The organism is Trichococcus shcherbakoviae (assembly GCF_963666195.1).
Taxonomy (GTDB): Bacteria; Bacillota; Bacilli; order Lactobacillales; family Aerococcaceae; genus Trichococcus; species Trichococcus shcherbakoviae.
Genome location: NZ_OY762653.1, coordinates 293780 through 308267 on the forward strand (window position 1 = coordinate 293780; position 14488 = coordinate 308267).

Here is a 14488-nt window from a genome sequence, read left to right on the forward strand (position 1 = left end):
AATATGTTTTTTTAGTTTAATGATACTACGATGGCTCCCCAAGTGAGGCCGCCACCAAATCCTGTCATCAGCACCTTATCTTTGGTGCCGAGTTGAATTTCCTTAGTTTGAACAAGCTGATCCAACAGTATCGGAATGCTTGCTGCTGAGGTGTTGCCCGTTTCCGCAATGTTTGTGGCAAACAATGAAAATGGCAATTTCACTTTTTTGCTGATTGCCTCCAATAAGCGTACATTCGCTTGATGAGCCAAAATCTTCTTCAGGTCGCCATCAGAAAGATTTCCTTTCTCCATCACTTCGCGTATGACGCTAGGCACACTGCGGATTGCAAAGTCGAAGATGGCTCTGCCATCCATCGTAAGGAAAGCTTGGTCCTCTTGAGAGGAGTCTCCATACGGGTTTTCAACTTTCATTGTGTTCGCCATCAAAGCCATATGGCGTCCACCATCGGAATGGATCGCTTCTGCAACGAAGCAATCGTCTTCCGTTCGTTCCAACAGCACACCGCCTGCGCCATCCCCGAACAGGACAGCCGTTGAACGATCTTCCCAGTTGACGACTTTCGACATTGTCTCAGCACCGATGATCATCCCATATTGATATAGACCGCTCTGCATCATATGGAGGCCGGTAGACAATGCGTAGACAAAGCCGGAACAAGCTGCATTAATGTCGAAACAGAAAGCATTTACTGCACCTATCTTTTCCTGCACTAAGCAAGCGGTCGATGGGCTAAGAGCATCCGGCGTCATTGTTGCTACAATGATGAAGTCCAGTTGGTCTGCAGTGATGTTGCCGTTTTGCAAAATTCTGAGGGCCGCTTTGCTTGACAGATCGGAAGTATTCTCATCCTTCGAAATGTGTCGGCTGCGGATGCCTGTCCTTTTGCTGATCCACTCATCACTCGTATCCATGATTTTAGACAGATCATCATTCGTGATGATCTGTTCAGGAAGGTAGTGACCTGTTGCGCTAATTTTTGAACCCAATTCCATCAACCCTGTTCCTTGATATTTTGAACTAAACCAAATAAGAAACCGTGAAGATTGTTTAGGCCTTTCAGCAAAACTTTCACTTCCTGATCTTCCATATCGCGAATGGTATTCTTTACCATCTCTCTATGGAACTTATCATGAAGACGATACAGTAAGCGTCCTTTTTTGGTTAATCCTAGTTTTACGACTCTGCGGTCTTTCTCCATCCGAATGCGTTCGACATACCCCTTTTTTACCAGAGCGTTTATGGCCACCGTTAAAGTTCCCGCAGTTATGTTCAATTTTTTTGCTACTTCAGAAGTTGTATGAGCTTGATACATGCCGATTGCCTCGACTGTATGCATCTCTTTGATGGATAAATCAGAAAATGTACTGACACGCAATGCACGCTCTTCGATATCCAACACTTCATTGAAGACAGCTACGAGATATGAGTTAATTTTATCTATGGAATGATCCAAAGATAGCTCTCCTCCTTTCGATGCCCAATCAATCCACATTAGTTTGAAGGTCAAAATAGTTTGATGTTCAAACCTTTCGACTTTCAAACTATATAAAATTTTATACAACCTGTCAAGCATTTCGATAATAATTTTCTCTAAAATCTTCTGGTGCTGCAAGATTCATTGATTGCCGACTAATTATAAAACGGTTACGTAAAACAGTTGGATAAACAGCCTGCTTGGATCGGACTTCTGCGACAAAAAGAAGCGACGATGAGCGCCGCTTCTTTCCATATATATGTATTAATCAACTTTAACAAACTCTTCAATGTCTTTGAAATTCACAATCGTTTTATCCTCACAAATATCCTTCATCGTTCCGGAAGATAAATCCCAATAAATTTCTACAACGGCGCTATTTGTCAATAATTTCCGGATTACCCCTACCATTTCCTGCTTGCGGAAGGTAAATTTTATTTCATCACCGATTTCAGGACGTATAGATTCCTTGATGGCATCAACGACCTCCAAAGCCTGCTCATACGACACACCAAGCAGATTCGCAATACGTGAGTTGCTCGTACCTTTACGTAATTCGCTCTCAATCATGGTTTTCGTTTCGTTAGTAATATTTCGTACCATTTCCATTATCGCCTCACTTTTAAGAACCAGGAACTGCAACAGACTTACAAGTATTAGTATACCACACTTTTCATAGTTTAGCCTAAATTTCCACTTATTGCCTTTAACATCGACATATAACTTTCAAATTATTGACTTGTGCCCGCAATTTCATTTTAAAAATGTATTAATTATCTGTTTGCAATGAGGTATAATGGGGATGTGAAGAGTTTAACATTCTGTTTAGGAGGAATTTATGATGTTGAATGACCTTATTACGATACTGAAATATGAATACACGGTTCATCCAGGTGAGTATTTCAATGTGGATACTTACTGGGTGAAGAACATGACGGAAGTGAAGACCGTCATCATCGATCAGGATCATGTATTCACGAAAATGGTAAGTTTTTATCCGAAAAATTTCGTCATTTATTTGGAGCAGTTCCCTGATCAGAGCATCTACCGTACCAATTTCCCATTAAAGAAAATCGATAACAGCGACTCGCATGAAGTTGTTTTCGACGAGACAGGAAAAAATGTCTTTGAATACCTGGATTGATTTCACGAAACTTTAGAATCATTGTCACAGAAAAAGCCTGCTGCGAGGATCAAATCCTTGCAGCAGGCTTCTTATTTGTTAGATACGTCTCAAGAGAGATTCGAACTCCCGACCGTTCGCTTAGAAGGCGAATGCTCTATCCGGCTGAGCTATTGAGACAGAATTAATATTCGGAAAGACAAGTTTTGATCCGTTTCAAACCGGTGTCACAAGAAATGATTATACAGCAAACCGTTTAAATTGTCACCATGATTTTGGCTTTTTTTCAAAAAATGTTTTACCCTCGCAATAAAAGGACATTTATATCGTGCTTTCCATCTATAGACCGACCCACAAGGCCGTCCTGAGAAAAAAACGTTGCATCCGCTTCTTCACGAATGCAACCGATTCTGAAAACAGATATGACGTCTCAAGAGAGATTCGAACTCCCGACCGTTCGCTTAGAAGGCGAATGCTCTATCCGGCTGAGCTATTGAGACAAAATTTTGATCCGTCTGAATGACTCACAACATTTAATAGTATAGGCGGAAACCAGCTTAAAGTCAACACTTTTTCGTGGGAAGGTCTTGCTGGTTGACATTTTTTGGAGTTACTTAGTTCCAAAAGTGTGATTTCCGGGCTGAATCTGCGTGCTGTTCAGCCCGGAGCCACAAATTATTGTGCGAAGAACGTATCCTTCACTGCTGCTGTTACAGCCAATTTGACATGCTCATAGGTCAGTCCGCCCTGCACGTAAAGCAAATAAGGCGGTCGTATCGGACCATCTGCCGTCAATTCCAAGCTTGCACCCTGAATGAAGGTTCCGGCTGCCATGATGACATCATCCTCGTAACCGGGCATGTAAGCCGGAATCGGTTTGACAGCTGCGTTCACGGGGGAATATTTCTGGATCGTCTGAGCAAAAGCGATCATAGCTTCCTTGCTCGGCAACGCGACCATTTGGATCAGATCAGTCCGCGGGCTGTCCCAAGCAGGGGTGGATAGTACACCGCACTCTTCCAAGAGTCCAGCTGTAAAGACAGCACCCTTCACCGCTTCACCGACAACATGGGGCGCCAAGAACAACCCTTGGTACATTTCCAGAAGGCTATATAGGGAGGCTCCTGCTTCACGCCCGATCCCTGGAGTCGTCAACCGGTATGCGCACCGTTCGATCAGGTCTTCCCTGCCGGCGAGGTAACCGCCCATTTTTACGATGCCGCCACCCGGGTTTTTGATGAGAGAGCCGGCAATCAAATCGGCTCCAACTTCGATCGGCTCCAGCGTTTCGACAAATTCTCCATAGCAATTGTCGACAAAAAAGACGGCTTCTGGCCCCACATGCGGCCGGATCGCCGCAATCATCTCTTTTATTTCATTTATCGTAAAGGAGGGTCTGGCAGCATAACCGCGGGAGCGTTGAATCGCAATCATTTTTGTTTTGGGACTGACCCTCTCAAGAACCGTCGGAACATCAACTTTGCCGTCTGCACACAGATCGATATGTTGATAAGCGATATTGTATTCTTTTAAAGAGCCGATCCCATTACCGGTCAGACCGACAATATCCAAAAGGGTATCGTATGGCGTTCCGGTCACGTACATCAATTCATCCCCGGGCCGTAGCACTCCGAAGAGCGCAGTCGAGATAGCATGTGTTCCGGAAATGATTTGCGGCCTGACCAAAGCTGCTTCAGCCTGAAAAACCTCTGCATAGACTTTTTCCAGCGTATCGCGGCCGTCGTCATCATAGCCATAGCCTGTGCTTGGGTTAAAGTGGTAATCGCTGACGCGGTGCTTCCGGAAAGCTTCAAGCACCTTGCCTTGATTAAATAAAGCCTTTTCCTGTATCCCTTTAAAAACGGGCTGGATTTTATTGTCGACTTTTTCGACTAACCCGGCCAGCCTTGCTTCTTTATTCGTCGCTTGCATCCGTTGCTTTGTCCCCTAACCATTTTGAATTGCTTTTAGCGTACCCTCTTAAGCGGTATGCGTTTGTTTCTTCTATATATTCGATGGATTCCACAAAGGTCTCTTGCTGCATTTTGTTCATCGTGCGGGCTTCAGGGCCGCTAGCATCAAGGTCTTTTGTATAAGGAACCAACATTTTTGCGATTTCATCCCAGAGGAAGTCCTTCAATCGGTTGATGTCGTCATCATCTAGTGCTGAAATGACGATATTCGGAAAGAGACGCGGCTGGAAATCCGGACCGGCAAGATCCCGTTTGTTATAGATCGTCAACATAGGCGTCTTATCCATATCCAAATCCTTCAATAGATCCAATACGGTTTTTTCATGTTCATCGATGAAAGAAGTTGATGCATCGACCACGTGCAAAAATACATCCATGTTGCGGCTCTCTTCCAATGTTGAATGGAAAGCATGGATCAACTGTGTCGGAAGATCCTGGATAAAGCCTACGGTATCGGTTATGGTAGCCTGGAATTGATTCGGCAACGTCAGTTTTCTTGTCAAAGGATCCAGAGTCGCGAACAGCTTGTCCTCTTCCAACGTTGCTGCGTCAGTCAAACGATTGATGACCGTCGATTTCCCTGCATTCGTGTAACCGATCAAACCGATCTGGAAGACTTCGCTGGCATGACGTTTTTCTCTTGCCCTTTGGCGGTGCAACTCTGTTTCTTCCAATGTCTTCTTGATTTCCTGCATTTGGCTGTGGATGTGTCTGCGATCGGTCTCGAGTTTTGTCTCACCTGGTCCTCTTGTTCCGATTCCACCACCCAACCGGGATAAATTGATGCCTTGGCCCATCAAACGCGGCAAGAGATAGCTCAACTGCGCTAAGGCTACCTGAAGTTTCCCTTCTTTACTACGGGCGCGCATCGCAAAGATGTCCAATATCAGTTGCACGCGATCGATGACTTTGCAGTCGACGGTCTCTTGGATGTTGCGTACCTGTTTAGAAGAAAGTTCTTGCTGGAAAATGACGGTATCCGCCTCCAGCTCTGCACACAAATTCACCAGTTCTTCCACTTTGCCTTTGCCGATGACTGTGCGGGAATCTTTGCGATCCCTCTTTTGGGTCAATACGCCGACAACTTCCCCTAACGCGGTTTCGGTCAATTCCGCCAGTTCTCTCAGTTGGTATTCAAAGGCTTCATCTGTTTGATTCGTCTGAACATTCACCAAAATAACTTTTTCTTTCGTATTTTCCATAAAATTTCCAACTTTCTTTTTTCGTTCATACTCATCTATTAGGCTAAGAACGAGTCGACTGAATCTTCGATTTTCTGCATCTCTTGATCGTTCTGAACCAGATCAAACCAATGGATGCCGCTCATTCTGTTCCGGAACCAGGTCAACTGCCTCTTGGCATAGCGCCTTGAATTTTGCTTCAGCATTTCTGTGGCCTCTTCAAATGTGACCTCACCATTGAAATAAGCGAACCATTCTTTGTATCCGATGCCTCTCGTCGCTTGCGTCTTGGCAGGCAATTGCCTGTCAAAGAGGGCTTTTGCTTCTTCAACCAGTCCGCCTGCAACCATCAGATCAACGCGCCGGTTGATGCGCTCGTAAAGAACGCTTCGATCGGTGTCAAGACCGATCAAGAGTGCATCATAATGAGGCTCTGCTTCCCGATCGGCCTGACCCGAGAAGCGTTTCCCGCTGAAATGGATCACTTCCAAAGCGCGGATGACCCTTCTGCTGTTGTTCGGGTGGATCTGTTCAGCCGCTTTGGGATCCTGCCCCTGCAATTGCTTCCATACATGCATGGCATCGGTCCGTTCCAATTCAGCTTCCAATTGTTTCCGGTAGTGAAGATCTTCGGCAGCCACACCGCCGAACTGCATATCAAACAAAAGTCCTTCTATATAAAGGCCCGAACCTCCGACCACAATCGGAAGCTTGCCTCTTGCGATGATCGCCTCGATGGCTAGTCTTGCGTCCCTTTTGAAGTCGGACGCAGTGTAATCCTGCTCAATCGGAACGATATCCAACAGATGATGCGGGATGCCTTCTGCTTCTTCCTCGGTCACCTTCGCGGTCCCGATGTCCAAGCCTTTGTATACCTGCATGGAATCTCCGTTGATGATTTCGCCGTTGTATTTTTTTGCCAGTCGGATGCTAAGTGCGGTTTTTCCGACTGCTGTAGGGCCGACAATGACCATGATTTTAGATAATTTTCTTTTTGTTGTTTCAGACACCCTGAATCACCTTTCTCATCTGCAGTGCGCGTTCCGGATAATCCGTGATCATCGAATCGATATTTTTGCGCAGACAGACTTGCATTTCGACCTTTCGATTCACCGTCCAAACGCGTAGCGGGATCTTGGATTGTTCGAAAGGGGGCAGACTGCGCAGAATCGAGAATTTCGGATGCCAACCCTCTACAGTGATGCCTTCACCCAGCTCCATTTGTTGCTTGCCTTTCTTGCTGAAAAGTAGGGCAATTTTCGAGTCTTGGCGCAACGCCTTGATTTTTTTCAAGGTCTCATAATGGAAACTGGAGTAGATGACCGAAAATTGGGCAAGATAAGGCTCTGCCAAAGCAAGCACCTTTTCTTCGATTGCGGGATATTGAAACACATCCGTCTTCAATTCAACATTAAGGACGCCTGAAAAATGATTCTCAGCCAAAAGGGTCAACACCTCTTGGAGCGTCGGGATGCGGGCGTTGCTGTATTTCGGATCGAACCAGCTGCCGGCATCCAATTTTTTCAATTGTTCCAGCGTCATCTCTTTTACATAGCCTTTTCCGGATGTCGTGCGGTCCACGGTCTCATCATGGATGACCACGACTTCACCATCTTTAGTCAGATGGACGTCCAATTCAATGCCGTCGCTTGCAACTTTCAGCGCTTCCTGAAAAGACTCAAGCGTATTTTCTGGTCGGGTTCCACGACTGCCCCTATGCGCGATGATTTTAGTGTATGCCAATCTCCCCAATCCTTCCGGTCTGCTCCTCTGCGCAGTTTTTAATTCAAGCTTTGTTTTTTTCGGTATCGGCCAACTGCAGCAATTCTTTTGCGTGGGCCAATGAGAGCTCCGTGATATCGGTACCCGCCAACATGCGTGCGACTTCGTTGATGCGTTCAGGCCCGAACAGCGGTTTGACATGCGTCTTTGTCCGATCGGCAATGATCTCTTTTTCTATATAGAGATGCTGATCCGCCATCGCTGCCACCTGCGGAAGATGCGTGATGCAGAGCACCTGCGAGTAACTGGCCACCAAGTGGATCTTATTGGCTATCGCTTGCGCTACCCTGCCCGAAACACCTGTATCAACCTCATCAAAGATGATGCTGGTGATGCCTTGCGTTTTGGTAAAGATAGCCTTCATGGCCAACATCATCCGTGAGAGTTCGCCGCCGCTGGCCACCTTGGCCAATGCTTTCAGGGGTTCGCCGACGTTCGTAGCGATATAGAATTCCACGTGGTCCAACCCGTTATCCGTAATCGCAAGCTTCCCAGGTTGTACATGGAAAACAGTCTTGAAAAGGACCTTTTCCATGTAAAGTTCCTTTAACTGCAGTTGGATCTGTTCTTCCAGAACGACTGCGGCTTTTCCGCGGATGGCTGTCAGTTGTTTGCCGATAGCCAAAATCTCTTCTTTTGCTTTATTGTAGTCCACATTGAGTTTCTCAAGGTAGCTTTCCCGGTTTTCGATCAGATCCAGCTCTTGGGATATCTTTTCGTAATGCCCCAGCACTTCACTGATTGTGTTTCCGTATTTCCGCTTCAACTGGCGGATCAATTCCAATCGGTTCTCGATTTCGTTCAAGCGCCCTTCATCGTAGGACAATTGCTCGATCTCTGACAGGATGTCCCCGGCGCATTCCTGCAGTTGGTAATACGCTGCCGATACCGAGGATGCGATTGCCTGATAGACCGGATTGATGTCCTGCACTTTTTCCAACGCCGCCATGCCGAGACCGATTTTGTCGATGCCGTTCTCTTCGCTGTTCTGCATTGAATCGTACGCACTCGTTAAAGCTTGCATGACTTTTTGATAATTGACGAGCAGGTTCCGTTCTTCTTCCAGTTTTTCATCCTCTTCAGGATCTTTCAACTGCGCTTGCTCGATTTCCTTGATTTGGAAAGTCAACAAGTCGATTCTTTGGACTGTTTCTTTCTCGTCTGTCTTCAATTGGATCAATTGCTTACGTGTATCCACATATTTGGAATAAGTATTGAGATATGTCATTTTGACTTCTCTCAGTTCATTCCCGGCGAACTGATCCAGCAGGTCAATATGTTTTTGTGGATCCATCAATTCTTGATGCTCGTTCTGTCCGTGGATATCGATCAGCGTTTCGCCGACTTCGCGCAGAGTCGCAACCGTTACGATTGTGCCGTTGACGCGGGAAATGTTCTTACCGTTCCGGGAAAGTTCCCGTTGCAGCAGAACTTGGTTCCCATCCGCTTCTATTCCATACGATTCCAACACGGACACTGTCTTGGCGTTTTCGGGAATACTGAAAAGCCCTTGGATGACCGTCTTGTTTTCGCCGTATCGAATCAAATCGTTGGATCCTCTTCCGCCTGCCAACAGACCGACGGCATCGATGATGATGGATTTCCCTGCTCCGGTTTCCCCAGTCAGCACAGTCATACCCTCGTCGAAACTCACTTGAAGATTTTCAATTATTGCAAAATTTTTAATGGACAACTCTTGTAACATTCCGCATTCCCCTTCGCAACAGTTCCTTAAAACGCCTATTTATCGGAAATTGAGATTGATTTGCTTTTTAGCTGCAGATAAGCCTCTTTGACAATCTGCGGGCTGTCGATTTCTGGAGAGACGATACCTGGCGCATGCTCATTGGCCTGTAAATGAACCAAAAATTCGATGTTTCCGGTTCCACCAGTGATAGGAGAGAAGCTCAGATTTTTCACATCGAATCCGGTCAGGGAAGCAAAATCCAAAATATCCTTCAACACTTCATTATGGACTGCTGGATCACTGACAATGCCTTTTTTGCCGATCTTCCCTCTTCCGGCTTCGAACTGCGGTTTGATCAGCGCAACGACGTCTCCACCGACTGCGATGATTTCTTTCAGAACCGGCAAAATCAGTTTCAGTGAAATGAAGGATACGTCAATGGAAGCCATCTCCGGCTGCCCTTTTTCAAAATCCTCCAGCTTGCTGTAACGGAAATTCACCCGCTCCATGACCTCGACGCGTTCATCCTGGCGCAATTTCCAATCCAATTGATTGTAGCCAACATCCAACGCATAACAAAGCTTCGCCCCATTTTGCAGCGCGACATCCGTAAAGCCACCCGTTGAACTGCCGATATCCAAAAAGATTTTGTCCTTGGGGTCCACTTGGAATAAAGCGATGGCTTTCTCAAGTTTCAATCCGCCACGGCTCACGTATTTCAATGTTTCTCCTTTTATATGGAGGGTTTTCTCAACGGAAATCTTTTCGCCTGGTTTGTCGTAACGCTGGTTGTTTTCGTCATAGATTTGCCCAGCCATGATCAATCTTTTAGCTTTTTCACGGGAATCTGTCAAGCCCTGTTGTACTACAAGTAAATCCAATCTTTCTTTTTCCATGGTAATCTCCCGTTATATTCTGACATAGTCCAATAATTGGCGGAATACATCTATTTTATCTTCCGCATCGCCATTGGAAAGTGCCACTCGGTCCAGGCAGTCTTCCGCTTGGCGGATCACGCCGTTCAGTTGGTGGATGGATCCGGTGACACCCAATAACGATGGGTATGTATTTTTGTTCAATGCGGCATCATGATGGATGGTTTTGCCCGTCTCGGCCTCATCCAACACGACATCCTTTAGATCATTGTGGATCTGGTAAGCCAAACCCAAGTGTCTGGAGAATCTTTCCATCTCGGTTATGAACGGTTCATCCGCATCCGCGATGAGACATCCCGCAGTGACAGCGTATCTTATCAATGCGCCGGTCTTGTTATCGTGCACGTGCTTCAACTCTTCTAGTGTCAGCGCCTTCTTTTCACCCTCTACATCATCCATCTGTCCGGCGATCATTCCGTTCGGACCCGAGGCTTTCGCTAATAAGCCGATCAGTTTGATTTTTTTGTCTGCCGAAATGACAGAGGATTCCGCAAGGATTTCGAAAGCAGCAGTCAGCAACGCGTCCCCTGCAAGGATGGCGGTGGATTCTCCGAATACTTTATGGGAAGTTAAGCGCCCCCGTCTGTAATCATCATCATCCATAGCAGGCAGATCATCATGGATTAAGGAATAAGTATGGATATATTCCAAAGCGGCTGCAGCTGCGAAGCCCTCCGAAATTTCACTGTTTGCCAACGAAATGGTCGCCAACACTAAAAGAGGGCGAATTCTTTTTCCGCCCCCCATTAAAGAATACGCCATCGCTTTGTGCAGATTTTCTTGCGAAGGCACACGTGCATCCAACTCCGAGTAGAGGAAAGCATCGAATCGAGGAATCCATTCCGATTTAAATTCGCTAAGATTCATGCTTGTCATTCTCCTTCGGGTTGGGTTGCCAGCTCTTCAAAATTCGCTTCCGAGCCATCCGGGTTGATGATTTTCGTCAGCGTTTTTTCAGCATTGTTCAAAGTATCTTGGCAATACTTGCTGAGATCCATCCCGACCTTGAATTGCTCCAATGCCTCTTCCAATGGAACATCCCCTGCTTCCAGTCTTGTTACAATAGCTTCTAATTGGTTCATCGCTTCTTCAAAACTTACTTTCTTTTCGGCCTTCATCATTTTTCCTCCACCACATGTTTTACTTCTGCTTCGGCATAACCATCCGAAAAATTCACCTTCAATTTATCGCCGCTGTGCAACTCTTTGACGGAGGCGACTACGTCCCCGTTCCTTGTCGTATAAGTGTACCCGCGCGACATGATCTTCAACGGACTCAACAAGTCCAACGATTGCATAGCCGATGTCAGGTGCATTTCCTTTTGTTTCAAATAGCGACCCATGGCCCTTTGCAGCTCATCGGCGAGCTGTTGTCTGCGATTGCCGGCCAGCTGCACTTCCCTTGCAGGATTGCGGTTTTCAAGGCGCAATTGCAGCCTTTGCAGCTCATTTGACCGCAGTTGGATCTGCTGCTGCATCTGATTTGCCAGGCGTTGTTGTGCCTGATCCGCTTTGATGGCATAGCCTTCATACATCCTCTCCGGTTGTCTGAAGATATAGGATTGCATGGCGCGATTCAATCGCTGTTTTTGTATCGTGTGCAGATGCCGCATCTTTTGATAGAGTCTGTTGTCGATCTGATGGATATAACGGATGACATCGCTCAACACAGGCACAGACAACTCCGCCGCTGCTGTTGGAGTAGCGGCGCGGACATCCGCAACAAAGTCGGCCAACGTCGTATCCGTTTCATGCCCTACGGAAGAGATGACCGGGACACTCATGGCCGCTATTTGGCGGACGACTGTTTCCTCATTGAAGGACCAAAGATCCTCAATGGAGCCGCCACCTCTTGCGACGATGACCACATCAAAATCACCTTTTTGCTCAATTGCTTTCAGATTCTTTATGATGTTGGCAGCTGAATCCTTTCCTTGCACAATGGTCGGATAGAGCACGAGCTGGACGATCGGGTATCTTCTTTTCACAGTCGTCATGATGTCCCGGATGACGGCACCGCTTGAACTGGTGACTATGGCGATGCGTTTCGGAAATACTGGGAGCTTTTTCTTCGGCAGGGAAAATAACCCTTCGCGCGTTAATTTTTCCTTCAGTTCCGAAAACGCTTGGTACAAAGCACCGACCCCATCCGGTTCCATATGCTCGACCATGATATTGTAGGTTCCGCCCGATTCGTAGACATTCACCCGTCCGATGAGCATGACCTTCATCCCTTCCTTGGGCTTGAAGGTCAACTTGTCGAATCTGCCTTTGTACATCACTGCCGAGATGACGGCATGGTCATCCTTCAGACTGAAGTATTGATGGCCCGGACGCGGACGATAATTGGATATTTCACCAGTAAGGTAGACACGTTCGAGATAAGGATCGGCATCAAATTTTCTTTTGATGTATTTGGTTAGAGCGGTGACGCTGAGATAGACAGGTTCCAACTTTGTGCCTCCTTGATTATTTTCCTTTATCGATTGTTTGTTGCAACAGCATCGTGATGGTCATCGGACCGACACCGCCTGGAACTGGCGTGATATGGCTTGCGATGCCCATTGCAGCGGCCGTGTCCACGTCGCCGATCAATTTACCTTCTGCACTGCGGTTCATCCCTACGTCGATTACGACTGCGCCCTCTTTGATGAAATCAGCAGTGACGAAATGGCCTCTGCCGATCGCTGCAACCAGGATGTCGGCTTCTTTAGCCAATTCTTTCAGGTTTTTAGTGCGTGAATGGGCAATCGTGACTGTCGCATTTTCGTTCATAAGCATGATGGACATCGGTTTGCCGACGATATTGCTGCGGCCGATCACTAATGCTTTTTTACCTTCAAGTTCGATGTTGTATTCTTCCAAAATTTTCATGATGCCGTACGGTGTGCATGGCAAAGCTGATTCATTGCCCAGGAAGAAGTTGCCGACGTTCATCGGATGGAAACCATCCACATCCTTCTCGTAACGGATGGCGCGCAAAACTTTTTGTTCATCTATGTGTTTCGGCAAGGGCAGCTGAACCAAAATGCCGTGCATGCTGTCATCTTGGTTCTGTTTTTCAACTTCTGCCAGGAGATCTGTTTCGGAAATGTCTGCTGCAAGACGAACGACACGTGAATTCATACCCATTGCTTCGGATTGCTTCTCTTTATTGCGGACATAGACTTGGCTTGCTTTATCTTCGCCGACCAAAATGACGCAAAGACCCGGGGTTTTCCCTTCTGCTGTCAATGCTGCTACCTGTTCTTTCATCTGATCCTGCATTTTTTTTGCTAAGCCTTTTCCATCCATGATAATCGTTTCCATTAATCAATCTCCTTTTCCTTGGTGTTACCGTTTATTTTAACATATTATCTTTGATTACGGTTAGAAAAGCGGGCTTGGCATGCCCGAATTCATCGACAAAAAAAGAAAAACCCTTATGCCGAAGCATTAAGGATTTTCCGTTTTAGGAATGAGGTTGGACAATACGCCATTGATGAATTTGCTCGATTGTTCATCGCAATAAAGCTTTGAAATCTCGATTGCTTCATTCAACGCTACCCTTTGAGGTACTTGTTCCGTATCTCCCAACAGCATTTCATAAGCAGCAATCTGCATGATCAAAGCATCTGCTTTGGCCAATCTGCCCACAGTCCAGTTCTTCAGGTAAGGTTGGATCGCTTCATCGATCGCCGCTTGATTATCCAACACACCATGCACTAATGTGACCAAATAAGGATAATCCTGGATTTCGACATCCTCTTCGCTGTTCCACTCCTCTGAATCGCTCAAAACCGCTTGCTTGATGGCTTCTTCAGGGGTCAATTCTTCGTTCGTTTTCAATTGAAAAAGGGCTTGGAGCGCCTTTTCACGGATTTCTCTTCTGGTTAAATGGGAAGTGCTCACGCATTCTCCCCCAATTCTGTATCCAAATCAAGATAGGCATTGTCTTCGGACTTCGGTGCGACAAGGCCAACCACATGGACGTTCACTTGTGAAACTTCTAGATTGCTCATGTAAAGGACTTGCTCCTTCACTTTTTCTTGCATATCCAAAGCGACTTTCGGTACTGAAGTCCCGTACTTGATGTAACAGTACACATCAACCGCCAAACCATTTTCGTCGACTGTCAAATGTACACCTTTGTTATGGGCAGTGCGTCCCAATAATTCATTGACGCCAGTCTTGAAAGACCCTTGCATCGCATAAACACCTTCTACTTCATTCGCTGCAATTCCCGCGATCACTTCAATCACTTCAGGAGCAATTTCAATCTCTCCCAGCGGAGCCGGACCGTTTGCTAAAGGAATGTTTGTTTCTTCCATCATCTGTCATTCTCCTTTCTT

At 46.3% G+C, this 14488-nt stretch carries 16 protein-coding genes and 2 tRNA genes; 1 reads left to right on the forward strand and 17 read right to left on the reverse strand.

All coding sequences use genetic code 11. The features are described from left to right. Positions 1 to 11 precede the first annotated feature (11 nt). From ACKPBX_RS01280 to ACKPBX_RS01290, 3 genes are all read right to left on the reverse strand, one after another. Positions 12 to 995, reverse strand: coding sequence for a beta-ketoacyl-ACP synthase III (locus ACKPBX_RS01280; protein WP_086627799.1), 984 nt, complete (start codon positions 993 to 995; stop codon positions 12 to 14). Continuing rightward, entirely contained in the window at positions 995 to 1456 is a 462-nt protein-coding gene (fabT, locus tag ACKPBX_RS01285; RefSeq protein ID WP_168173158.1) for a fatty acid biosynthesis transcriptional regulator FabT, read from the reverse strand. The genes ACKPBX_RS01280 and fabT overlap by 1 nt, the downstream gene beginning before the upstream one ends. Positions 1457 to 1741: 285 nt before the next feature. Then, the gene (locus tag ACKPBX_RS01290; protein WP_086628185.1) at positions 1742 to 2080 is read right to left on the reverse strand and encodes a DUF2187 domain-containing protein; all 339 of its coding nucleotides are present in this window, start codon (positions 2078 to 2080) and stop codon (positions 1742 to 1744) included. Positions 2081 to 2315: 235 nt separating this feature from the next. On the opposite strand from ACKPBX_RS01290, the gene ACKPBX_RS01295 reads away from it, so the two are divergent. Next, positions 2316 to 2621, forward strand: coding sequence for a hypothetical protein (locus ACKPBX_RS01295; protein ID WP_147413862.1), 306 nt, complete (start codon positions 2316 to 2318; stop codon positions 2619 to 2621). A gap of 85 nt (positions 2622 to 2706) precedes the next feature. On the opposite strand, the gene ACKPBX_RS01300 is transcribed toward ACKPBX_RS01295, so the two are convergent. The 14 genes from ACKPBX_RS01300 to ACKPBX_RS01365 form a co-directional block, all read right to left on the reverse strand. After that, positions 2707 to 2780, reverse strand: a tRNA-Arg gene (locus ACKPBX_RS01300). 246 nt (positions 2781 to 3026) lie between these two features. Further along, positions 3027 to 3100, reverse strand: a tRNA-Arg gene (locus ACKPBX_RS01305). Positions 3101 to 3275: 175 nt separating this feature from the next. Next, positions 3276 to 4532, reverse strand: coding sequence for a methionine gamma-lyase family protein (locus tag ACKPBX_RS01310; RefSeq protein WP_086627797.1), 1257 nt, complete (start codon positions 4530 to 4532; stop codon positions 3276 to 3278). After that, positions 4516 to 5775, reverse strand: a complete 1260-nt coding sequence (gene hflX, locus ACKPBX_RS01315) for a GTPase HflX (protein WP_086627796.1) — start codon at positions 5773 to 5775, stop codon at positions 4516 to 4518. The genes ACKPBX_RS01310 and hflX overlap by 17 nt, the downstream gene beginning before the upstream one ends. A gap of 38 nt (positions 5776 to 5813) precedes the next feature. Beyond that, the gene (miaA, locus tag ACKPBX_RS01320) at positions 5814 to 6764 is read right to left on the reverse strand and encodes a tRNA (adenosine(37)-N6)-dimethylallyltransferase MiaA (RefSeq protein WP_319995785.1); all 951 of its coding nucleotides are present in this window, start codon (positions 6762 to 6764) and stop codon (positions 5814 to 5816) included. After that, positions 6757 to 7497, reverse strand: coding sequence for a glycerophosphodiester phosphodiesterase (locus ACKPBX_RS01325; protein ID WP_086628183.1), 741 nt, complete (start codon positions 7495 to 7497; stop codon positions 6757 to 6759). The genes miaA and ACKPBX_RS01325 overlap by 8 nt, the downstream gene beginning before the upstream one ends. Positions 7498 to 7540: 43 nt before the next feature. Next, positions 7541 to 9241, reverse strand: coding sequence for a DNA repair protein RecN (gene recN / locus ACKPBX_RS01330; protein WP_319995786.1), 1701 nt, complete (start codon positions 9239 to 9241; stop codon positions 7541 to 7543). 35 nt (positions 9242 to 9276) lie between these two features. Beyond that, a complete protein-coding gene (locus ACKPBX_RS01335; protein WP_119093683.1) occupies positions 9277 to 10119 on the reverse strand; it encodes a TlyA family RNA methyltransferase in 843 nt (280 codons plus the stop codon). Between the two features lie 12 nt (positions 10120 to 10131). Further along, positions 10132 to 11025 carry a polyprenyl synthetase family protein gene (locus ACKPBX_RS01340; RefSeq protein WP_319995787.1) on the reverse strand — a complete coding sequence of 298 codons (894 nt, stop codon included), beginning with the start codon at positions 11023 to 11025 and terminating at the stop codon, positions 10132 to 10134. Between the two features lie 5 nt (positions 11026 to 11030). After that, the gene (locus tag ACKPBX_RS01345) at positions 11031 to 11276 is read right to left on the reverse strand and encodes an exodeoxyribonuclease VII small subunit (protein ID WP_086627792.1); all 246 of its coding nucleotides are present in this window, start codon (positions 11274 to 11276) and stop codon (positions 11031 to 11033) included. After that, positions 11276 to 12610 carry an exodeoxyribonuclease VII large subunit gene (gene xseA / locus ACKPBX_RS01350; protein WP_319995788.1) on the reverse strand — a complete coding sequence of 445 codons (1335 nt, stop codon included), beginning with the start codon at positions 12608 to 12610 and terminating at the stop codon, positions 11276 to 11278. The genes ACKPBX_RS01345 and xseA overlap by 1 nt, the downstream gene beginning before the upstream one ends. A gap of 16 nt (positions 12611 to 12626) precedes the next feature. Further along, entirely contained in the window at positions 12627 to 13466 is an 840-nt protein-coding gene (folD, locus tag ACKPBX_RS01355; protein WP_319995789.1) for a bifunctional methylenetetrahydrofolate dehydrogenase/methenyltetrahydrofolate cyclohydrolase FolD, read from the reverse strand. Between the two features lie 126 nt (positions 13467 to 13592). Beyond that, entirely contained in the window at positions 13593 to 14048 is a 456-nt protein-coding gene (gene nusB / locus ACKPBX_RS01360) for a transcription antitermination factor NusB (RefSeq protein ID WP_107995143.1), read from the reverse strand. Continuing rightward, the gene (locus tag ACKPBX_RS01365) at positions 14045 to 14470 is read right to left on the reverse strand and encodes an Asp23/Gls24 family envelope stress response protein (RefSeq protein WP_119093687.1); all 426 of its coding nucleotides are present in this window, start codon (positions 14468 to 14470) and stop codon (positions 14045 to 14047) included. The genes nusB and ACKPBX_RS01365 overlap by 4 nt, the downstream gene beginning before the upstream one ends. Positions 14471 to 14488 lie beyond the last annotated feature (18 nt).